The following is a 21,020-nucleotide window of genomic DNA, read 5'->3' as shown; positions in this document are numbered from 1 at the left end:
CCTCAGTTGAGGGCCAGACGTTCCCCAAAAATCTCGCGTTCTCCCCGCGCGGCCTGCCGGAACTTGGTCGGCGACATGCCGGCGGCGCGGTGGAAGGTGCGGACGAAATTGGAGAGGTCGCCGAATCCGACGTCGTAGGCGATGTCAGTCACTGCGATGTCGTCGTCAGTGAGCAGGCGCGCGGCGTGACGCAGCCGCGAGCGCACCAGATATTGATGCGGGGTGACGCCGAGCACGTTGGAAAACAGCCGCAGGAAGTGGAACGGGCTCAGATCCGCCAGGCGCGCGGCCTGCTCGAGGTCGATCTCGGCATGCGAATTGTCGTCGATCCACAACGCGGCCTCGACCGCACGCCGTCGGTCGCGCGCCGTCGGTGAGGCCGGCTTGCGCGGCTTGCCCGAGACCACATCGACAAAGCGGCTCGCAAAAATCTGGCCGACCTCGTCGAGGCCAAGGTCGCTGTTGCCATCTGCCGCCGTCTGGGCGAGCTCGCCCAGCACCATCAGTTCGGGCAGCGGCGGCGTCGCGCCGACCTGCCACGTCTCGCGCCGCCCGCCGAGCGCCTCGACCAGATCCTCGCTGAAGAAGAAAGACAGGCAGACGTCGCCGCAGACGTGCTCATGCGTGCAGGTGTATTCGTCGCCGGGCGCGCCGACCAGCAGTGAGCCTGCGACAAGCTCGAAGAAGCCGGCGCGGCAATGGCAGCCAAAGCTGCCCGAGCGGACATAGGCGATGGAATGACCGGTGCGGCACTCGGCAAATGGCTTGTCGCCCGGTCCCGCGTCGCAGCGAAACTCGGAGACCGTCATCGATTGTGACGTCAGCAGCCTGGTCGCATCCATTCCACCTATCTAGGTGGGTGACCGCGGCGGGGCAACGGGCAGCAGCACCTCGAACAGCGTCTTGCTGGCGATCGGATGAGCGCCCTCGAGCGCCAGCAGCCGTCGCTTGGAGATCACCCCGCCGTAAGGCGAGATCCGGTCGGCATAGCCGCCGGCCTCCAGCACCCGGTGGCACGGCACGATGATCATGTAGGGATTTCTGGAGATCGCCTGCGCCACCGAATGAGCGGCGCCGGACGCGCCCAGCGCCTTGGCGATCTCGTGATAGCTGCGCGTCTCGCCGCGCGGGATGGTGCAGGCATATTCATAGACCCGCCGGTTGAAGGCGGGAACGCCGCCGGCGTCCAGGCTGACGTCGGAAAAATCAGGATCGCTGCCTTGCAGCAAGGTCACGATGCCCTCGATCGCCAGCTCGGTGTTGAGCGGGACCGCCTGCTCGCGCGCCTCGGGATGGACCTGAAAAATCCGGCGGCGGGTGTCGATCTCCCGCGCCTCCGGCAATTGAACGGCCACCACGCCGGAATGGCTCCAGACGATGCCGCAACGGCCTATGGCCGTGTCGAATGTCGTGTAAGCACGCCCCACCATGCGCACGCCCCACTGATCGCACGTGTCTCAACCCCTGCAGCGATCATAACACTGCCACAATTCGGCGCACCTGGAATCTTACCGGGACGTTAACAACTGTCCGGCCTGACTCGCCAAAGCGCTTGGCGCCGGACACCGTCTCGGCTAATCAGGACGGGCGCAGCACACGCGCATAAGCGGGCGTAGTTCAATGGTAGAACGGCAGCTTCCCAAGCTGCATACGAGGGTTCGATTCCCTTCGCCCGCTCCAACCCCTTTATCGCACAAAGCACCCGGAGGGCATGGACATGCTCGATACCGTCGCCATTGCCTGTGATCACGGGGGCTTTGCTCTCAAGGAAGCGCTGAAAGTCGCTTTGCCCGATCTGAACTGGCTCGATCTCGGCACGAACAGTGCTGAGTCCGTCGACTATCCGGATTTCGGCAACAAGCTGGCCGACGCCATCAGGGACGGCAAGGCCGCGCGCGGCATTCTCATCTGCGGATCGGGGATCGGCATTTCGATCGCCGCCAACCGCCATGCGCACATCCGTTGCGCGCTGGTGCACGATGTCACGGGTGCCCGGCTGTGCCGCCAGCATAATGATGCGAACGTTCTGGCGCTGGGCGGACGCACGACCGGCGATGTGGTCGCAAAGGAATGCGTCGAAGCGTTCCTCAACACGGCATTCGAAGGCGGCCGCCACCAGAAGCGTATCGACAAGCTGGGGTAGCGGCCGTCCTCAGTTCGGCAGGCTCCGCAAGAACTCCAAGAGCGCCGCGTTCACCTCGGCCGGCCGCTCCTGTTGCGTCCAGTGTCCGCAGCCCGGGCGCCATAGCGCACCGAGCGGCATCAAGCGCTCGTCATCCAGGGGCACTAAACTTGCCTTGGTCAGCAGGGACTCATTGGCGCCGCGTTTTTGCCTCTGATCATCTCACAAGACATTCGGGTCCGGCCTGTTGCCGGGCAAACGGAGGCATGGATGACAAACTCAGCACCTGTTTTCACCGCTGACAGTGGTAGCGACGGTTCCGTCACGCGAGTATCGACCGGCGCAACCGGGGCACAGGCTGATGACCAAAGTCACCAGCCCGTGTTGTCGCCCGACGGCACGAAAGTGGTATTCGAATCCTATGCCGACAATCTGCTGCCCGGCGATACCAACGGCGTGCCCGACATCTTCGTGAAGGACCTGACGACCGGTGCGATCACGCTCGTGTCGATCAATGCGAGCGGGGTGCAGGGGGATAGCTGGAGCTATCAGCCGGTTTTTTCCCCCGATGGTACCAAGCTGGCGTTCTCATCTGCTTCCGACAATTTGGCCCCGGGCGATACCAATCAGGCTTGGGACGTCTTCGTGAAGGACCTGACCACCGGCGCCATTACGCGTGTGTCGACCAGTGCCGTCGGGGCACAGGCGGACGGCTTCCAGAGCACCAACCCGGTATTCTCGCCTGACGGCACCAAGGTTGCGTTCTATTCCGACGCCGACAATCTCGTGCCGGGCGATACCGACCACATGCGCGACATCTTCGTGAAGGACCTGACCACTGGCGCGACAACGCTTGTGGGGCCCAGCCCGTACAACGGGGGAGACGGCACCAATGGTGGGGATCAGAATGGCTATACATACGCCCCCTCGTTCTCGCCCGACGGCACCAAAATCGTGTTCGGGTCCACCACGGGATTCGGCCAGGGCAACGATATCTACATCAAGGATCTTGCGACCGGGGCCACCACACTGGTGTCGGACAGCGCCAGCGGCGTTCGTGGGAATGGCGGTAGCTACGACCCGGTGTTCTCGCCCGATGGCACCAAGGTGGCGTTCTATACCTTTGCCGATAATCTTGTGCCGGGTAGCTCCAACATCGGAATCGGCAATATTGTCGTTAAGGATTTGACCACGGGCGTGGTCACGCTGGTATCGGCCGATGCCGGCGGAGCCCCTCAGAACAACGGCGAAGCGCAGAAGCCCGTATTCTCGCCTGATGGCACCAAGATTGCATTTTATTCTGCGGCCCAAAATCTCGTGCCGGGTGTCGGCTATTATGGCGACGAGGTCTATGTGAAGGACCTGATCACTGGGGCCGTCACCGTTATCTCGACCAACGCGAGTGGGGCGCAGGCAAATGGCTACAGCCAGCTTCCCGGCTTCTCGGCTGACGGCACCAAGCTGGTATTCGAGTCTTCAGGCAGCAACCTGGTGCCGGGCGATACCAACGGCACGTCCGACATCTTTGTGAAAGATATTGCAACGCCGTCCGTCACCGGAGCGAAGCTGACGGACAATGGCGCTGCCCATGTTTCGACATCGGGGGCGGTGTTCTTTTCGGACGCCGACAAGACCGACATCCAGACGGTCTCGGTGGCATCGCAAAACGGCAATCTCGGCATACTCACGGCTATCGTCAACGATGCCGACGGCAAGGTGACGTGGAGCTATGATGTCTCTCACGCCAACATCGCTCCGCTCGCGGCCGGACAGACCCATACCGACACCTTCACCTTGACCCTCGACGACGGCCACGGCGGTTCCGCGACGCAGACCATCACCGTGACGCTGACGGGTATCGATGATGCGCCCGTGATCGGCTCGGGCCCGACGGCAAGCTTCGCGGAGAATGGCACCGGCGTCGCCTGCCACATCGCGGCGACCGACGTGGACAGCCCGACGCTGACCTATTCGCTGTCCGGCACCGACGCGGCTCTGTTCAACGTGTCGGCGACGGGCGATGTGACGTTCAAGTCTGCGCCCGACTTCGAAGCGCCGAAAGACGCAAACCACGACAACGTCTATGACGTCATTGTAGCGGTCAGCGACGGCGAGAAAATCACCACAAAGAACGTCGCGATCACGGTCACTGACGTGAGTGACACCGCCTCCGGCGGTGTTCTGATTGTCACGGGATCGACGGGCTTCACATCGATCGATGGGGCAACGATCAGTATCGGCGTGACCGGGAATTTGCATGAGACCGGCAGCACCGGTGTCATCAGCAACAGCCTGATCAGCGATCTCGGCTCGCTGAACGAAACCCAGGCGACGCTCGCCTTCGCGAACGATATCATCTTCGGCGGCTCCCTCGGCGTGATCGTCGCCAATGGCGGTGCCATCACCTTCGACAATACGCATCTCGACGGGATCTCGCTGAGCGCGACATCCGGGGGACTCATCGAATCCGTTGCAGGCAGCACCAACAGCTTCAACAACGTGACACTCAAGGCCGGCACCGTGTTCGACGACAATGCCGGAAGCGTTCTGAATGTCAGCGGCTTGCTGAACAACGACGGCAAGATCGAGCTCTCCGATGCCACCAAAACCGTCTTGACCGGCGACGTCGTCGTCATCGGCAACGGCGAGATCAAGCTCGATCCGGGCTCCCTGATCCTGAACGGCGGTGCGCATCATACGCTCGACCTTGAAGGCGGCACGATCGACGGCGCCGGCACGATCGGCAACGGAGACCACAGCCTCACTTTGATTATCGGCTTCGCCGGCACGCTTGAAGCGAGCGGGTCTCAACCGCTTGAGGTGAACACCGGCAATTCTGTCGCCAATAACGGCCTGATCGAAGCCACGCACGCATCGCTCAATTTCGACGATGCCGTTGTCAACGGATTTGCAACGATCGCTGCCGATCAGGGCGGCACGATCGACTTCAGGAATGGCCTGACAAATGGGGGCGGTCTCGTCGATGTACGCGCCGGCAGCGAGGTGGACGTCTCGGGCAACCTTGTCAACAACGGCACGGTCCTGGACAGTGCCGTGCTCAAAGTCGATAATTTGAGCGGGACTGGAACTGTCTTCGTCAATAACGGGACGTTGGCGGTCGCGGGCAATCTGAGCAACAACGTCGTTCTGACCGGCACGGATTCGTTTGTCTTCGGACCCGGTGCCAAGCAAACGTCTGGAGTCATCACGAACTATTCGCCAGCCACAACGCTGGTGCTGGATGGTTTCGACGCCCAGGTCAACGTGGTCTTTGACACTCAGACCAATATTCTGACGCTGACCGATGCGGATCATCATGCGATGACGCTTCACCTCGCGCCTGGGTCCCTAATCCCGCAGGTCCACGGCGCGGCGTCGGATTTTCTCGTCTAGGGATTTCCGTGGAACTTGGCGCGAAGAGCGCGGCGCCGCGCAAAGATTCCAATATATTAGCCCCTCGGTCCCGGCACGCACCGCGCCTCCGGCCTAAGCTCCCAAGGTCCGGTGGATGCGGTCCATGCGCCGGGCGATGTTCGGATCGGAAGACCATGGACCAGCAAAAACTCGACAGGGCGATCGGTCGCCGATTGAAGATTCTGAGGACGCAGGCCGGCATGACCTTGAACGAACTCGCGAGCCGCTCCGGTGTCAGCCGGGCCATGATCGGGCGGGTCGAGCGGGCGCAGAGCAGTGCCACGGCGGCGCTGCTCAACAAGCTCTGTGCGGCGCTCGATGTCTCGCTCAGCGACGTCGTCGCGCTCTCCGAGAAACCGCCGGAGCGGTTGACGCGGCTGGCCGATCAGCCGCAATGGCGCGATCCCGACAGCGGCTATCGGCGGCGTCATGCCTCGCCGGCCGATGCGGCGAGCGGCATCGAGATCATCGTCGTCGACCTCCCGGCCGGCGCGCGTGTGGCTTACAGCCCCTGGGGCCGCAGCGCCTTCACCCAGCAACTGCTGATGCTGGAAGGCGCGGTCTGCGTGCATATCGACGCCAAGGCGGTGCGGCTGCGTGACGGCGATTGTCTCGACTTCGATGTCATGCGCGCGGTCACCTTCGAGAACGAAACCAAACAGGATGCGCGCTACGTCATCATCACGCGGCGCGGCACCTCATACGGGAAGATGTGATGTCGCTGATCGTCCGGGACGCTACGCTCGAAGATGCCGAGGATATCCTCGCCATCTACAATTTCGCCGCGATCAACACCACGGCGGTCTGGACCGACGGGCCGGCCGATCTGGACTCGCGGCGCGACTGGATCCGCGCGCGGCAGCAGGCGGGCTATCCCGTGCTGGTCGCGATGAAGGGCAGGGACGTCGTCGGCTTCGCCTCGTTCGGCGATTTCCGTCCCTTTCCGGGCTATCGCCACACCGTGGAGAATTCGGTCTATGTCGACGAGCGGCATCATCGCGCAGGCATCGGCCGCAGCCTGGTCGCCGCGTTGATCGAGCGCGCCACGGCGCTCAACAAGCATGCCATGATCGCGGGGATCGACGCTGCCAATGCCGGCTCGATCGGCCTGCACGCTTCGCTCGGCTTCAGCGAGGTCGCCCGCATGCCGGAGGTCGGCTGCAAGTTCGGCCGCTGGCTCGATCTCGTCTTCATGCAGAAGCAGCTTGCGAGCGACGTAAGGCCATGACCATGCAGATCCGCACCGGCGACACCTTCGATCCGCGCGTTGTCGCGCTGCTCGACCATCACGTCACCGCCGCGCGGGCGCAGACCGCGCCGGGCAGCGCGCATGCGCTCGATCTCGCAGGGCTTCGCGCTCATGACGTCGCGTTCTGGACCGGCTGGGACGACGAGACGCTGGTCGCGACCGGCGCGCTGAAGACGCTCACCGCCGACCACGGCGAGGTGAAGTCGATGCACACGCTGCAGACCACGCGCCGCCGCGGCTTTGGTGGCCTGATGCTCCGCCACATCATCGCGGAGGCACGCCAGCGCGGCATCGGGCGGCTGAGCCTCGAGACGGGCTCGTGGGATTATTTCAAGCCGGCGCACGCGCTCTATCAGGCCCACGGCTTCGTGCCATGCGCCCCGTTCGAGGGCTATGTCGAGGACCGCAACAGTCTCTTCCTGACCCTCGATCTCGGGACCTAGCGCCAAACCCGGCGCAACCGGGACTCGAAAATATCGTCCTGTCCCTCAAAATGAGTTGCGCACCTCAAAACGCCTCTGCTAGCCTTCAGGCATGGCCCAAGAGACTTCCGAAAGTCTGACCGTCTCCGCCGCGCTGACGTTGAAGGACATCGCCCGCGAGGCCGGTGTCAGCTTGGCGACGGTCGATCGCGTCCTGCATAACCGCCCCGGCGTGCGGCCGGACACGGTCCGGCGCGTCCAGGAGACGATCGCGCGAAATGCCTTCCAGCCGCATGTGGCGGCCGCCGAGCTCGCCCGCGGCCGTGCCCGCCGGTTTGCCTTCGTCATGCCGACGGGGGCGAATCCGTTCATGCAGCAGATCGAGGCCTATCTCGGCGAGATGTCGGCCTGGCTCTCGGCCCGCCGTCTCAGCGTCGAGTTGATCAATACCGATGTGTTCGACCCGTCCGTGCTCGCGACGTCGCTCGAAGCGCTGGCGGGCGATTACGACGGCGTTGCCGTGGTCGCGCTGGATCATCCCGGCGTTCGCGCCGCGATCAACGATCTCGTCGATGCCGGCACCAAGGTGGTGACGCTGGTTTCTGACGTGCCGTCGTCGCGCCGCCACCATTATGTCGGCATCGACAACATCGCCGCCGGCCGCACCGCCGGCGCCCTGGTCGGGCGGCTGGTCGGCCACAAGCCGGGCAAGATCGCCATCATCGCGGGATCGCAGGGCCTGCGCGACCATGCCGAGCGCATTTTTGGTTTCAACCAGGTGATGGCGTCGGAATTTTCGGACCTCGAGATCCTGCCCCTGCTCGAGGGGCGCGACGATGACGACCGCTCCGAGCAGCTGATATCGCGGCTGCTCGGCAAGCATCCCGACATCATCGGCCTCTACAATGTCGGCGCCGGCACGCAAGGCGTGGCCAAGGCGCTGACCGAGGCCGGCCGCGAGAAGCAGATCATGTTCATCGCCCACGATCTCACCGCGATGACGCGAAGGCTGCTGCTGCAGGGCACGCTGGATGTCGCGATCTCGCAGAACCCGGGGCACGAGGCGCGCGCTGCCGTGCGCGTGCTGCTGTCGCTAGCGCGTAACGAGCCGATCTTGAGCGAACAGGAGAATATCCGCATCGACATCCTGATGCGGGACAATCTGCCGTAGCCGCAAGGCGAGCGGTGCCTTGTGTTTTGAAGTGAGTGATTGCGGAAAGCGCGGCGTCAGTTCGTGCACCGCGGCAGCGTGATCCGGAAAAGCGGGCAGCGGTTTTCCGACCAGGTCACGCTCAAACGATGAGGGAGGGACGAGTTTGTATCTCGGATTGGACATCGGCACGTCCGGTGTGAAGGCGGTGCTCGTGAACGAAGCCGGCGCGGTCGTCGCGGCGGCGTCGCGCGAGCTTGCGCTGTCGCATCCCGCGCCGCTGTGGTCCGAGCAGGATCCCGATTCCTGGGTCGATGCGGCGATCGGCGCGGTCGATGATCTCGCGCGCCAGCACCCGCGCGACGTCGCGCAGGTGCGCGGCATCGGGCTGTCAGGCCAGATGCATGGCGCGACGCTGCTCGGCGCGGACGGACGCCCGCTGCGGCCCGCGATCCTCTGGAACGATGGCCGCTCGCATGCCGAATGCGTCGAGCTCGAGCGACGCTGCCCTTCGTTGCACGCCATCGCCGGCAATCTGGCCATGCCCGGCTTCACCGCGCCAAAACTGCTCTGGGTGGCGCGGCACGAGCCCGACATTTTCGAACGCGTCGCCAAGGTGTTGCTGCCGAAAGCCTATGTCCGCTATCGCCTCACCGGCGAGATGGCCGACGACATGTCGGACGCCGCGGGGACGCTGTGGCTCGACGTCGGCCGGCGCGACTGGTCGGCGGAGCTGCTGCATGCCACCGGGCTCGACCTGCAACACATGCCGCGCCTGGTCGAGGGCAGCGCGGTCAGCGCAGTGCTTGCGGGCGAATTCGCGCAACGCTGGGGCATGGCGAACGACGTCGTCGTCGCCGGCGGCGCCGGTGACAATGCCGCGAGCGCGATCGGGCTCGGTGCGATCGCCCCCGGCGATGCCTTCCTGTCGCTCGGCACGTCCGGCGTCGTGTTCCGTGTCACCGATCGCTTTGCACCGGCGCCGGAAGCGGCGGTGCATGCGTTCTGCCACGCGCTGCCGGGGCTCTGGCACCAGATGGGCGTGATGCTGTCGGCGGCCGCCTCGCTCGCCTGGCTCGCAGGTGTGATGGAGACGCCTGCGGCCGCGCTCCTCGCGCCGCTCGGCGAGCGCGTCGACGGGCCGAGCCCGGTCAAATTCCTGCCCTATCTCGACGGGGAGCGTACCCCGCACAACGATGCCACGGCGAGCGGCGCCTTCGTCGGCCTGCGCGCGGCGACCGGCCGCAGCCAGATCGTCCAAGCCGTGCTCGAAGGCGTCGCCTTCGCCGCGCGCGACAATCTGGCGGCGCTGAGCGCGGCAGGCGGAGCGATCACGGACGTCGATCTCGTCGGCGGCGGCTCGCGCTCGCCGCTCTGGGCGCAGATTTGCGCCGACGTGCTCGGCATCGCCGTGCACCGCGTCGAGGAGGGCGAGGTCGGCGCAGCGCTTGGCGCAGCGCGGCTCGGCCGGCTTGCCGCCACCGGCGACGATCCCGCCCAAATCTGCACCCGTCCCCGACGGCTCGCCAGTTTCGTGCCCCGCGCCTCCGCAGCGTCCGCCTATGACGAGGCCTATCGCCGCTGGCGCGCACTTTATCCTGCCGTGAAGGAGAGTCTTTAAGTGAACGCGTCAGCCAAATTCTTCGATGTCAGCGCACCCGTTGCCTTTGCCGGCAAGGATGCGGGAAATGCACCCGCCTTCCGCTGGTACGACAAGGATCGCATGGTTCATGGCCGCAGGCTGGAGGATCACCTGCGCTTTGCCGTGTGCTATTGGCATTCGTTCTGCTGGCCAGGCGCCGATCCCTTCGGCGGCGAGACCTTCTTGCGGCCGTGGCACCACGGCTCCGATCCGATGGCGATGGCGCGCGCCAAGGCCGATGCCGCCTTCGAACTGTTCCGCCTGCTCGATGTGCCCTTCTTCACCTTCCACGACGTCGATGCGGCGCCCGAAGGCGCCTCGCTCGCTGAATCCGTGGCCAATCTCAACGCGATCGCGGACCTGTTCGAAGCGAAGATGGCCACGGCAAAAGTCCGCCTGCTCTGGGGCACTGCAAACCTGTTCACGCATCGCCGCTACATGGCAGGCGCCGCGACCAATCCGGACCCCGAGATCTTCACCTATGCCGCCGGCCAGGTCCGCGCCGCGCTGGAGGTGACGCACCGGCTCGGTGGCCAGAACTATGTGCTGTGGGGCGGCCGCGAGGGCTACGAGACGCTGCTCAACACCGATCTCAAGCGCGAGCTCGATCAGCTCGGCCGCTTCGTCTCGCTCGTGGTCGAGCACAAGCACAAGATCGGCTTCAAGGGCCCGATCCTGATCGAGCCGAAGCCGAAGGAGCCGACCAAGCATCAATATGATTTCGACGTCGCCACCTGCTACGGCTTCCTCGCACGCTACGATCTGCTCAAGGACGTCAAGCTCAACATCGAGCAGAACCACGCCATCCTCGCCGGACACTCCTTCCACCACGAGGTCGCGCTCGCCGAGGCGCTCGGCGTGTTCGGCTCGCTCGACATCAACCGCGGCGACGATCTGCTCGGCTGGGACACCGACCAGTTCGCGATGAATGTGGGCGAGCTGGCGCTGGTGTTCCACGAGATCCTGAACCGCGGCGGCTTCACCTCGGGCGGGCTCAATTTCGATGCCAAGATCCGCCGCCAGTCGATCGATCCCGACGATCTCATCCATGCCCATGTCGGCTCGATGGATGCCTGCGCGCGCGCGTTCCTCGCTGCCGCCGACATGCTCGATGCCGGCGCCCTCACGGCGCCGCTCGCCGACCGCTACAATGGATGGGCCGGCGCCGAGGGCCGTGCCATTCTCGGCGGCCAGCGCTCGCTTGCCGATCTCGCCGATCGCGCGCTGGGGTCGGGCTTCGACCCGCAGCCGCGCTCGGGACGGCAGGAATATCTGGAATCCCTCGTTAACCGCTACGTCTGAGGTCGCTGATGGCAAGTGCTGACACAACACCGGTCCTCGAACTCTCCGGCATTGGCAAGGAGTTCGGCGCCATCCGCGCGCTGCATGACGTCGATATGCATGTCCATCCGGGCGAAGTGGTTGGCCTGATGGGCGACAACGGCGCCGGCAAGTCGACGCTGGTCAAGATCATCGCCGGCAATTTCCGCCCCAGCCATGGCGAAATCCGCTTCGGTGGCAGTGCGGTCCATTTCAATCGGCCCATCGACGCCCGCGCGGTCGGGATCGAGGTCGTCTATCAGGACCTCGCGCTGGCCGACAATCTGACGGCCGCAGCCAACGTATTCCTCGGCCGCGAGCTCAAGCGCAAATTCGGGCCCATCGCCTTGCTCGACCACAAGGCCATGGCATCGCGTGCACTGGAGCTGTTCGGCGAGCTGCGCTCGGAGACGCGCCCCCACGATCTGGTCAAGCAGATGTCCGGCGGCCAGCGCCAGGCGGTTGCGATCGCGCGGACGCGGCTCTCGAACGCAAGACTCGTGATGATGGACGAGCCGACGGCCGCGATCTCCGTACGCCAGGTGGAGCAGGTCCTCGGCCTGATCCATCGTCTGAAAGAGCAGGGCGTCGCCGTGATGCTGATCTCCCACCGCATGCCCGACGTGTTCGCGGTGTGTGACCGCGTCATCGTCATGCGCCGCGGCGAGAAGCGGGCCGACAAGCCGATCCACGAGACGTCCCCCGAGGAAGTTACAGCCCTCATCACCGGCGCGAAGGAGGCGGCGTGATGTCCGTACCCATGGAAAACCCGATCTCCTTCACCAATGTCGGTCGCAGCAAATGGTGGCACCGCGGCATCTTTGCCTCGCAGACCGGTTACGTCCTGCTGGCGCTCATCGTGCTGATGATCGTAATGCGTTTTGCCAGTCCCTATTTCTTCACCGAAGGGAACATGCAGAACGTGGCGAAGAACTTTTCCTTCATCGCCATCGCCACGCTCGGGATCACGTTCGTCATCATCACCGGCGGTATTGATCTCTCCGTCGGCTCGATGATGTGTTTTTCCGCGATGATCACCTCCATGGTCATGGTGGAGCTGTCGGCGCCGGGATCGGCGTTCGTCCATCTGGCCGCCGACGGCAAGACCGTCGTCGCCAATGTGCCCGGCTTGATCCTCCTGATCTCGGTGCTTGCAGGTCTGTTCGTCGCGTTCATCGTCGGCATCGTCAACGGCTTCTGCATTGCGGTGCTCGGGTTGTCGCCGTTCGTCACCACGCTCGGCATGCTCTCGATCGTGCGCGGGCTCGCCTATGTCGTCTCGAATGGCCGTGGCAGCTTTCCGGGTGGGCCCGACGCCGACCTGTTCTACGGATTGACCTCGGGTGATGTGCTCGGTGTGCCCGCGCCCTTCATCTATTTGGTGATCCTCGCCGTTGTGATGGCGGTCGTGCTGCATCACACCAGCTTCGGCCGCCACGTCTTTGCGCTCGGCGGCAACGAGAAGGCTGCCGAATTGACCGGCATCCCGGTTGTGCGCGTGAAGATCGAGGTCTACGTGATCTGCGCGCTCGCCGCCGGCCTGCAAGGCATCATCATCTCGGGCTGGCTGGGATCCGCGCCCGCGAATATGGCGACGTCCTACGAGCTCAACGTCATTGCCGCCGCGGTGATCGGCGGCGCCAACCTCGCCGGCGGCCTCGGCGGCCCGCTGGGCGCCATCGTCGGCTGCGTGCTGCTGGAGGTGATCCGCAACGGCCTCGTGCTCGCGCAGGTCAACTCCTACTGGCAGCAGACGCTGGTCGGCGTGATCATCATCCTGGCCGTGCTGGTCGACCGCATCCGCTCGCGCATGACTTAGAGCATGATCCGGACCCGGAGGGCCGCGTTAGCGCAAAGTGTGAAGCGGTTTTCCGAAAAGATCATGCTCAAACAGAGACCTGAGAGTTACTCCGGAAGGACAACGAAACATCGTCTATCCGCCTGCCGGGGCATCACATCACAAATGGATAGGCAACAAAGTGTGGAGGGAAGAAATGAAGAAGCTTCTGTTGGCCGGCGTGACCATCGCGATGATGGCGACACCGGCATTTGCCCAGACCTACAAATTCGCCGTCGTGCCCAAGGCGATGAACAACCCGTTCTTCGACGTGGCGCGTGACGGTTGCATGAAGCGAGCCAAGGAGCTCGGCAACGTCGAGTGCATCTACAAGGGGCCGATCGAGCACGAGCCGGCGACGCAGGCGCAGATCATCCAGGACTTCATCACCCAGAAGGTGGATGGGCTCGCGATCTCGGTTGCCGACGTCGCGGCGATGACCAAGTCGATCGACGCGGCGGCTGCAGCCGGCATCCCCGTCATCACGTTTGACGCGGACGCGCCGGGTTCCAAGCGGCAATCCTATATCGGCACCAACAACAAGGATTTCGGCGTCGCGCTCGGCAAGCAATTGCTGCAGCTCCGGCCCGAGGGCGGCAAGTACGCCATGGTCTCCGGTGGCCCGGGTGCGAAGAACCTTGCCGAACGCGTCGATGGCGTTCGCGAAGCACTCAAGGGCTCGAAATGGGTCGAGGTCCAGGGGTCGCCGACCTTCTGCAACGACGATTCCACGCTCGCGGTCCAGCAGATGTCCGACCTGCGCACCGCGACGCCGGATCTCGCCGCGATCGTTCCCGTTGGCGGCTGGCCGATGTTCGCGCCGGAAGGCTTCAAGGCCTTCGTCAACAAGAACAAGAAGGACATCGACAGCGGCAAGCTGACGCTCGTCGTTGCCGATACGCTGAAGATGCAGCTCGAGTTGCTGCGCGACGGCTACTCCAACGCGCTCACCGGCCAGCGTCCGTTCGAAATGGGCGAGAAGTCGATGGATACGCTGTTGGCGATCAAGAAGGGTCAGAAGGTTCCGGAAACGATCTACACCGGTCTCGACCTGGTGACGAAGGATAACGTCGCTCAACTCTTGAAGTAGAGACGTCAAGCAGGAACGTCTCCCAGCCCCGACGTTCCTGCGTTACACTCCCTCTCCCGCCGCGGGGGAGGGAGTGCTGCTTTGGAAGGAAATTGCAATGAAGCGTACCCAGCTTGCTGATGGTCTCGATGTCACTTCGATCGGTCTCGGCTCGGCGCCGCTCGGCGGCCTGTTTTCGGCGGTCAGCGATGCCGACGCGGAGGCCACCGTCGCGAAGGCCTGGTCGCTCGGCGTCCGCTTTTACGATACCGCGCCGCTCTACGGCTTTGGCCTGGCGGAACAACGACTGGGTGCTTTCCTGCGGCAGCAGCCGCGCGAGTCCTTTGCGATCTCGACCAAGGTCGGCCGCCTGCTGCGCCCGCCTGGTCGCTCGACGATCGAGGACGATCACTACAAGGATGCGCCTGCACTGCGGCCGCAATTCGATTTCAGCTATGACGGCGTGATGCGTTCGGTCGAGGAGAGCCTGGTCCGGCTCGGGCTCGATCGCGTCGACGTCCTGCTCGTGCATGATCCCGACGATCACTATGACGATGCCGTCAGCGGCGCCTTCCGCGCGCTTGTGCGTCTGCGCGATGATGGCACCGTGAAGGCGATCGGTTCCGGCATGAACCAGTCCGAGATGCTGACGCGTTTCGCCGAAGCCGTGCCGGTCGACTGCTTCCTGCTCGCCGGCCGCTATACGCTGCTCGACCAGGGCGCGCTGAACGCGCTGTTTCCGGTTTGCGTTGCGAAGAACATCGGCATCCTGCTCGGTGGCATCTACAACAGCGGTATCCTCGCCAATCCGCATGCGGGCGCGAAGTTCAACTATGAGGACGCTGATGCGGCGCTCGTTGCGCGCGCGCTCGAGCTCGAACAGCTCTGCCGCAAGCACGGCACCGAACTGAAGGCCGCCGCGCTCCAGTTCTGCATGGCCCATCCGGCCGTGACGGTCGCCGTGATGGGCGCGCGCAATGCCGCGGAGGTCGCCGACAACATTGGGATGTCGGAGCGCACGGTGCCGCAAGCCTTCTGGCAGGAGCTGCGCGCGAAAAACCTCGTCGACGCACGGTCGCCGCTGCCTGGCGGAGCGTGAGGCATGGCGATCGATGCCCACCAGCATTTCTGGGATCCCGCGCGCGCCGACTATCCCTGGATGGAGGCGCCAGAGCTCACGCCGATCCGCCGCGCCTTCGGCCCCGCCGATCTCGCGCCGCTCCTGAAGGCGAACGGCATCGACGCAAGCATCGTGGTGCAATGCCGCTCGTCGCTCGCGGAGACCGCGGAATTCCTGGCCGTCGCACATGCGACGCCCTCCGTCATCGGTGTCGTCGGCTGGGCCGATCTGACCGATGCCGCGCTCGGCGACACGCTTGATCGGCTACGCGGCCTGCCGGGCGGCGCAAAACTGGTCGGCATCCGCCACCAGGTCCACGACGAGGCCGATCCCGACTGGCTGCTGCGCGCCGATGTCCAGCGCGGACTGGCGGCCGTATTCGCCCACGATCTCACTTACGATCTCCTGGTCCGCACCCGCGAGCTCCCCGCCGCGATCGCGACTGCAAAAGCCTTTCCGAAGGGCCGCTTCGTGCTCGACCACGCCGCAAAACCGCCGATCGCCGATGGCGGCAGCGCCGAATGGTCCGACCGCATCGCGGCGCTTGCGGCCTGCGACAACGTCTGGTGCAAGGTCTCGGGTCTCGCGACGGAGGCGAAGTGGGATGATTGGGACGCGGAGCGGCTGTTTCCGTACGTCCAGCACGTCGCGAACGGCTTTGGCGAGGATCGCCTGATCTTCGGCTCGGACTGGCCGGTGTGCCTGCTCGCGGGCAGCTACGGCGAGATCAAGGGCGCGCTGGAGGCGTGCCTGGCGAAGCTGGGGCCGCAAGTGCGGGAGAAGGCGTTCGGGGTGAATGCGAAGCGGGCGTATCGGCTGGCGTGATGATGTGATCGGCGCAAACGCGCGCCTAATCACAGCTGTCGTCCCGGCGAAGGGCGGGACCCATAACCCCAGGGAGGAGTTTGGCGAAGATCAGTCGTTCGGTACTCGCAGCGCCCGCAATCCGATAGATCACGCGGTATGGGTCCCGGCCTTCGCCGGGACGACACCGGTGTTTGAGGCGGCGCTTATCGCCCTCACGCGCCCGCAGGCACCTGATCCAGAAATCCCGTGATGCTCCTGATCCGCCCGTCTTTCAGCACGGCGAAATCCGTGCCCTTGATCGGGCTATCGACGCCATCAGGGCCGAGGCCCCAGCTGAAGCGGACATGGTCGCCGTAGCCGTTGGGCTCGCCGAGCAGCGTGAACTTGAAGTCGGGAAAGCGCTGCTGCACGCCTGATATCAGCGCATCGATACCGTCCCGGCCGTCCCCCTTCATCAGCGGATCGACATAGCTCGCATCCGCCGTCCAGTTCTCGCTGAGCAGTTCGCGGCGGCGGTCTTGTGCGCGCTCGTTCCAGAGATCGATGTAGCGGCGGGCGATGGTGACGTGGTCGGTCATGAAACTCTCCTTCGATGGCGCCGTGTGGTTCGGCTGACCCGACTATCGAAGGTTCGCGTGCGAGGATCGATTACCTCGGAGATCATGTGTTCGCAAAAAAAAGAGCGCGATGATGGTCTCATCGCGCTCTTGTCGCATGTCGGTTCCGCGCGAATTTACTTCGCAGCGGTCACCATGATCTCGACGGTGTATTGCGGCGCCGCCAGCTTGGCTTCGACGGTGGCGCGGGCGGGGGTGTTGCCGGGCGACACCCAGCCGTCCCACACGGCGTTCATTTCCTGGAACGTCTTCATGTCGGTGATGTAGATCGTGGCCGACAGCAGCTTCGACTTGTCGGTGCCGGCCTTGGCGAGATGGCCGTCGATGGTCTTCAGGATGTCCTGGGTCTGCTTGGTCACGCTTTCGCCGGCCGCGTTGTTGGCGACGACACCGGCGAGATAAACGGTGTTGCCGTGCACGACGACCTGGCTCATGCGCGGGCCGGTTTCAAAACGCTGAATGCTCATTTACGGGATCTCCTGGTGGGAATGGCGGCCCTGTCTAGCGCAGCACCCCGCGCTGTGCCACCCCGGGCACGCATGCATTGCCGGGTACGCATGCGTTCATTCAACGAAACCGGCTGAAGAAAGCCCAAATCGCCTCGGCGCCGTCGATATCGGCGTTCTGCGGCCCGAGCAGGCCGGTTGCAACCTTCGGGAAGCGGGCATCCGGCGCAAATCCGGGCATGCGATGTCCGCCATTGTTGATGCGATAAAGCAGGACGTCGTGCCCTGCAGGGCAGCGTGATGTGATCCGCGTGACGCTGGATTGATCGTCGGGCGCCTTACCGGGGAGATCGGTCACGCTGGCGTCGTCGCTCTCGCAGCCATTGAGCTCGCGCCAGAATGCCACGGTCTTCTCGGTGGACCAGAAGCCGTCTGCGGCAAAATAGCTCGACCCGCGTCCGCCCTCGTAGGGGATCAGCGGGTCGGCCGTGCCGTTCATGATCAGCATCGGCAGCGGCCGCGACGGATGGCAGGTGACGGCGGTCTCATCGGTGAGGTTCATGATCACGCTGGCACCGGCCACAAACAGATCGGCGCGCGCGCAGATCAGCGTCATCACCATGGCGCCGCCATTGGAAACGCCGGTGACATAGACGCGTTTGGCATCGGCCGTGCCGTCGGCCACCAGCTTCTCGACGAGCTTTGTGATGAAGGCGATGTCATCGGTGCCCGGCGGTGGACCACGCAGTTCAGGCCCCGCCTTCGTCCGCGCATCGGCCCAGGCATGGTTGAGGCCGTCGGGAAACGCCACAGCCAGCCCCTCGCGTTTGGCGACCTGTGGCCACGCCGTCCGCGTGACCATGTCGGCGCCGCGCTGGGTCTTGCCATGCAGCACGATCACGAGCGGCGCCGGTTTCTTCGCCGGCAGCTGTACGGTGTAGGAGCGCATCGTACCGTTGACGTCGATCGTCTCGGCGGACGCCGCCGGCGCTGCGGTGAGTGCCGCAACAAATGCCCCGACGCGCATCCACCACTTCATGATTTATCCCACCGCTTTTGCCGCGGCGCGGCCGGCGTTGCGGCCCGAGAACAGGCAACCGCCGAGGAAGGTGCCCTCGAGCGAGCGATAGCCGTGCACGCCGCCGCCGCCGAAGCCGGCGGCTTCGCCGACCGCATAGAGGCCGGGAATGACGCTGCCCTCGGCGCCGAACACGCGCGAGTCGAGATCGGTCTCGAAGCCGCCCAGTGTCTTGCGGGTGAGGATGTTGAGCTTGACCGCGATCAGCGGTCCCTTCTCCGGATCGAGAATGCGATGCGGGGACGCCGTGCGGATCAGCTTGTCGCCGATGTAACGCCGCGCATTGTGGATGTTCATCACCTGCGCGTCCTTGACGTAGGGATTGGCGATCTCGCGGTCGCGCGCCTCGATCTGCATTTTGATCTCGTCGAGCTTGAGCAAATCGTTGCCGGCGAGTTTGTTCATGGCGGCGACGAGGTCTTCGATCTTGTCGCGCACGATGAAGTCGACACCATGGCTTTTGAACGCCTCTACCGGCGCCGGCGCGCCCTTGTTGGTGGCGCGGCGCAAGGTCATGCGCCAGCTCTTGCCCGTGAGATCGGGGTTCTGCTCCGAGCCCGACAGCGCAAACTCCTTCTTGATGATGGCCTGCGTCAGGATGAACCAGGAATAATCATAGCCTGTCGACATGATGTATTTGAGCTGGCCGAGCGTGTCGGAGCCCGGAAACAGCGGCGCCGGCAGCCGCGTGCCCGTGGCGTCGAACCACATCGAGGAGGGGCCCGGCAGGATGCGGATGCCGTGGCGTGGCCAGATCGGTGACCAGTTCTGGATGCCCTCGACATAATGCCACATGCGGTCGCGGTTGATCAGCCGCGCGCCCGTCTTTTCGGTGATGCCGATCATGCGGCCGTCGACATGCTCGGGCACGCCCGAGATCATGAACTTTGGCGGGGTGCCGAGCCGCTCCGGCCAGTTCGCCCGCACCAGATCATGATTGCCGCCGATGCCGCCGGACGCCACGATCACGGCCTGCGCCTTCAGCGCAAACTCGCCGACGACATCGCGCGACGAGCTCTTGCCGCGCGCGACGTTATCAGGCGCGAGGATCGCGCCGCTGACGCCGTCCACCGTGCCGTTGGTGATCGAGAGCGCATCGACGCGATGGCGGAATTTGAAGATCAGCCGGCCGCTCCCGGCGGCTTCGCGTGCGCGGCGCTCGAACGGCTCGACGATGCCGGGGCCGGTGCCCCAGGTGACGTGAAAGCGCGGCACCGAATTGCCGTGGCCCATCGCGTCGTAGCCGCCGCGTTCGGCCCAGCCGACCACGGGGAAGATGCGATGCCCCATCGCGCGCAGCCAGTCGCGCTTCTCGCCGGCCGCGAACGCCACATAGGCCTCGGCCCATTTGCGCGGCCAATAATCCTCGTCGCGGTCGAAGCCGGCGGTACCGAGCCAGTCCTGCATCGCCAGCTCGAAGGAGTCCTTGATGCCGAGCCGGCGCTGCTCCGGCGAATCAACCAGAAACAATCCGCCGAACGACCAGAACGCCTGGCCGCCGAGCGACTGCTCGCCCTCCTGGTCGAGGACGATCACGCGCTTGCCGGCATCCGCAATCTCGGTCGCGGCGACCAGTCCCGATAGTCCTCCGCCGACGACAATCACGTCAGCCTGCTCGGTCGAATGCCCGGCCATGAGTTCCCCCCTGTAGTTGCCCGGAATTGAAGCCAGTTGCGGTAACTGAGATCAAGGGCATGGCGCGTAAGACACCGTTAACTTGTTCCACTTTGGGATGAAGGCCGGCCGAGTGCAGCGCGGACGCAACACTGGATTTGAATTTGTTTTGAGCGAGCCGGCCTGCCTAGACAAAACCACGGAGTCGACCGACGCTAGGCGCGCATCACCACCTGACACGCAGATTCGAAAACGACCGGGGCGGGGGATAATGAAGTTTCTGACGGGGTTGCTTGCGACGGTTTGCCTGATCGCTTGCATGGGGGCGTCTCACGCAGTGGTTCGAATCGCGGATGACCGCGGCGGCCGGATCGGAACCTACGTCGACAAGTACCAGGATCTGCGCCAGTCCGGTGATACCGTCATCATCGACGGCCTCTGCGCCTCCGCCTGCACCATCGTCCTCGGCGCCATCCCGCACGACCGCATCTGCGTCACCTCGCACGCGACGCTCGGCTTCCACGCCGCCTGGGATTTCGGCACCAACGGTCGCGCCGTGACCAATGCCGAAGCGACCCAGATGCTCTATGCGATGTATCCCTCTCAGGTGAAGCGCTGGATCACGCAGCGCGGCGGCCTCACGCCGCACATGCTGTTCCTGAAGGGCAGGCAGCTCCAGGCCATGTACAAGCCCTGCTATCTGGACGCGCAGGCCTCGACCAACAAGCCGTCGCGCGGGCCCCTCCCCCAAGCGGACCAGCTCGAATCCGCCCGGGGCCAGCTCCTGCACTGACATTCCCGACCTGAGGGATCGTTCTGGCCCGCCGCGGCGCCTTGCCCGCAGGCGGGCCAAAGCTTATCTGAGAGCCTGGGAACCGGGGCCTTCGCTCCGATAATTGTGATGGCTCAACCAAAGCACACGGCCCATCCGCTAGAGGACAATTCGCCCAATGCCGGCCGCGCGGCCTCCGTGCTGCTATTGGCCGGTGCAGGGCTCGGTGGGCTGATGGTCATCGGCGCGCTCGCGCTCTGGTTCCATTACGGCTCCCAGGTGTTCTTCGAAATGATCAGGACCGGCTTTGCCGCCTGCTTCTGACCCGCGACAGGAAGTTT

Annotated in this window: 21 protein-coding genes and 1 tRNA gene; 16 read left to right on the top strand and 6 right to left on the bottom strand. The window is 64.6% G+C overall.

The window, feature by feature from the left end; translation table 11 throughout:
- Window positions 1-2: 2 nt before the first annotated feature.
- Together NLM31_RS41560 and NLM31_RS41555 are read right to left on the bottom strand one after the other, a co-directional pair.
- A complete protein-coding gene (locus NLM31_RS41560; protein ID WP_254195947.1) occupies window positions 3-842 on the bottom strand; it encodes a helix-turn-helix transcriptional regulator in 840 nt (279 codons plus the stop codon).
- Window positions 843-851: 9 nt separating this feature from the next.
- A complete protein-coding gene (locus tag NLM31_RS41555; protein WP_254134926.1) occupies window positions 852-1,430 on the bottom strand; it encodes a methylated-DNA--[protein]-cysteine S-methyltransferase in 579 nt (192 codons plus the stop codon).
- 176 nt (window positions 1,431-1,606) lie between these two features.
- Between NLM31_RS41555 and NLM31_RS41550 the strand changes: the two genes are divergently transcribed.
- From NLM31_RS41550 to NLM31_RS41485, 14 genes are all read left to right on the top strand, one after another.
- Window positions 1,607-1,680, top strand: a tRNA-Gly gene (locus NLM31_RS41550).
- A gap of 37 nt (window positions 1,681-1,717) precedes the next feature.
- Window positions 1,718-2,143, top strand: coding sequence for a ribose 5-phosphate isomerase B (rpiB, locus tag NLM31_RS41545; RefSeq protein ID WP_254134925.1), 426 nt, complete (start codon window positions 1,718-1,720; stop codon window positions 2,141-2,143).
- 249 nt (window positions 2,144-2,392) lie between these two features.
- Window positions 2,393-5,515, top strand: coding sequence for a VCBS domain-containing protein (locus NLM31_RS41540; protein ID WP_254195946.1), 3,123 nt, complete (start codon window positions 2,393-2,395; stop codon window positions 5,513-5,515).
- Between the two features lie 155 nt (window positions 5,516-5,670).
- The gene (locus NLM31_RS41535; RefSeq protein WP_254134923.1) at window positions 5,671-6,252 is read left to right on the top strand and encodes a helix-turn-helix domain-containing protein; all 582 of its coding nucleotides are present in this window, start codon (window positions 5,671-5,673) and stop codon (window positions 6,250-6,252) included.
- On the top strand, window positions 6,252-6,764 hold the full coding sequence (locus NLM31_RS41530) for a GNAT family N-acetyltransferase (RefSeq protein WP_254195945.1): 513 nt from the start codon (window positions 6,252-6,254) through the stop codon (window positions 6,762-6,764). Before NLM31_RS41535 ends, NLM31_RS41530 begins: the two co-directional genes overlap by 1 nt.
- Before the next feature lie 2 nt (window positions 6,765-6,766).
- Window positions 6,767-7,228: a GNAT family N-acetyltransferase gene (locus NLM31_RS41525; RefSeq protein ID WP_254196348.1), complete on the top strand. Its 462-nt coding sequence runs from the start codon at window positions 6,767-6,769 to the stop codon at window positions 7,226-7,228.
- Between the two features lie 91 nt (window positions 7,229-7,319).
- Window positions 7,320-8,378, top strand: a complete 1,059-nt coding sequence (locus NLM31_RS41520; RefSeq protein ID WP_254195944.1) for a LacI family DNA-binding transcriptional regulator — start codon at window positions 7,320-7,322, stop codon at window positions 8,376-8,378.
- 145 nt (window positions 8,379-8,523) lie between these two features.
- Window positions 8,524-9,978 carry a xylulokinase gene (gene xylB, locus NLM31_RS41515; protein WP_254195943.1) on the top strand — a complete coding sequence of 485 codons (1,455 nt, stop codon included), beginning with the start codon at window positions 8,524-8,526 and terminating at the stop codon, window positions 9,976-9,978.
- Complete coding sequence (gene xylA / locus NLM31_RS41510; RefSeq protein WP_254195942.1) at window positions 9,979-11,301, top strand: xylose isomerase; 1,323 nt, start codon at window positions 9,979-9,981, stop codon at window positions 11,299-11,301. It abuts the gene before it with no gap.
- Window positions 11,302-11,309: 8 nt separating this feature from the next.
- Window positions 11,310-12,068, top strand: a complete 759-nt coding sequence (locus NLM31_RS41505; protein WP_254195941.1) for an ATP-binding cassette domain-containing protein — start codon at window positions 11,310-11,312, stop codon at window positions 12,066-12,068.
- Window positions 12,068-13,138 (top strand): ABC transporter permease, encoded by a 1,071-nt coding sequence (locus tag NLM31_RS41500; RefSeq protein ID WP_254134917.1) that lies wholly within the window; start codon window positions 12,068-12,070, stop codon window positions 13,136-13,138. Before NLM31_RS41505 ends, NLM31_RS41500 begins: the two co-directional genes overlap by 1 nt.
- 175 nt (window positions 13,139-13,313) lie before the next feature.
- The gene (locus NLM31_RS41495) at window positions 13,314-14,246 is read left to right on the top strand and encodes a sugar-binding protein (RefSeq protein WP_254134916.1); all 933 of its coding nucleotides are present in this window, start codon (window positions 13,314-13,316) and stop codon (window positions 14,244-14,246) included.
- A gap of 97 nt (window positions 14,247-14,343) precedes the next feature.
- Window positions 14,344-15,324, top strand: a complete 981-nt coding sequence (locus NLM31_RS41490; protein ID WP_254195940.1) for an aldo/keto reductase — start codon at window positions 14,344-14,346, stop codon at window positions 15,322-15,324.
- A 3-nt stretch (window positions 15,325-15,327) separates the two neighbouring features.
- Window positions 15,328-16,170: an amidohydrolase gene (locus tag NLM31_RS41485; RefSeq protein WP_254195939.1), complete on the top strand. Its 843-nt coding sequence runs from the start codon at window positions 15,328-15,330 to the stop codon at window positions 16,168-16,170.
- A 194-nt stretch (window positions 16,171-16,364) separates the two neighbouring features.
- On the opposite strand, the gene NLM31_RS41480 is transcribed toward NLM31_RS41485, so the two are convergent.
- From NLM31_RS41480 to NLM31_RS41465, 4 genes are all read right to left on the bottom strand, one after another.
- The gene (locus NLM31_RS41480; protein ID WP_254195938.1) at window positions 16,365-16,730 is read right to left on the bottom strand and encodes a nuclear transport factor 2 family protein; all 366 of its coding nucleotides are present in this window, start codon (window positions 16,728-16,730) and stop codon (window positions 16,365-16,367) included.
- Window positions 16,731-16,885: 155 nt separating this feature from the next.
- Window positions 16,886-17,236, bottom strand: coding sequence for a RidA family protein (locus NLM31_RS41475; protein WP_148774597.1), 351 nt, complete (start codon window positions 17,234-17,236; stop codon window positions 16,886-16,888).
- Window positions 17,237-17,336: 100 nt separating this feature from the next.
- Window positions 17,337-18,254, bottom strand: a complete 918-nt coding sequence (locus NLM31_RS41470) for a PHB depolymerase family esterase (RefSeq protein WP_254195937.1) — start codon at window positions 18,252-18,254, stop codon at window positions 17,337-17,339.
- Window positions 18,255-18,257: 3 nt separating this feature from the next.
- A complete protein-coding gene (locus NLM31_RS41465) occupies window positions 18,258-19,928 on the bottom strand; it encodes an FAD-binding dehydrogenase (RefSeq protein WP_254195936.1) in 1,671 nt (556 codons plus the stop codon).
- Between the two features lie 250 nt (window positions 19,929-20,178).
- Here NLM31_RS41465 and NLM31_RS41460 point away from each other — a divergent pair, with 250 nt between their 5' ends.
- Window positions 20,179-20,700: a hypothetical protein gene (locus NLM31_RS41460; RefSeq protein WP_254134910.1), complete on the top strand. Its 522-nt coding sequence runs from the start codon at window positions 20,179-20,181 to the stop codon at window positions 20,698-20,700.
- Between the two features lie 108 nt (window positions 20,701-20,808).
- Window positions 20,809-21,003 carry a hypothetical protein gene (locus NLM31_RS41455; RefSeq protein ID WP_254134909.1) on the top strand — a complete coding sequence of 65 codons (195 nt, stop codon included), beginning with the start codon at window positions 20,809-20,811 and terminating at the stop codon, window positions 21,001-21,003.
- Window positions 21,004-21,020 lie beyond the last annotated feature (17 nt).

It is taken from the genome of Bradyrhizobium sp. CCGUVB4N (assembly GCF_024199945.1).
Classification (GTDB): domain Bacteria; phylum Pseudomonadota; class Alphaproteobacteria; order Rhizobiales; family Xanthobacteraceae; genus Bradyrhizobium.
The sequence above is the reverse complement of the archived record's forward strand: the minus strand, read 5'-3'. Positions and strand labels throughout refer to the sequence as shown.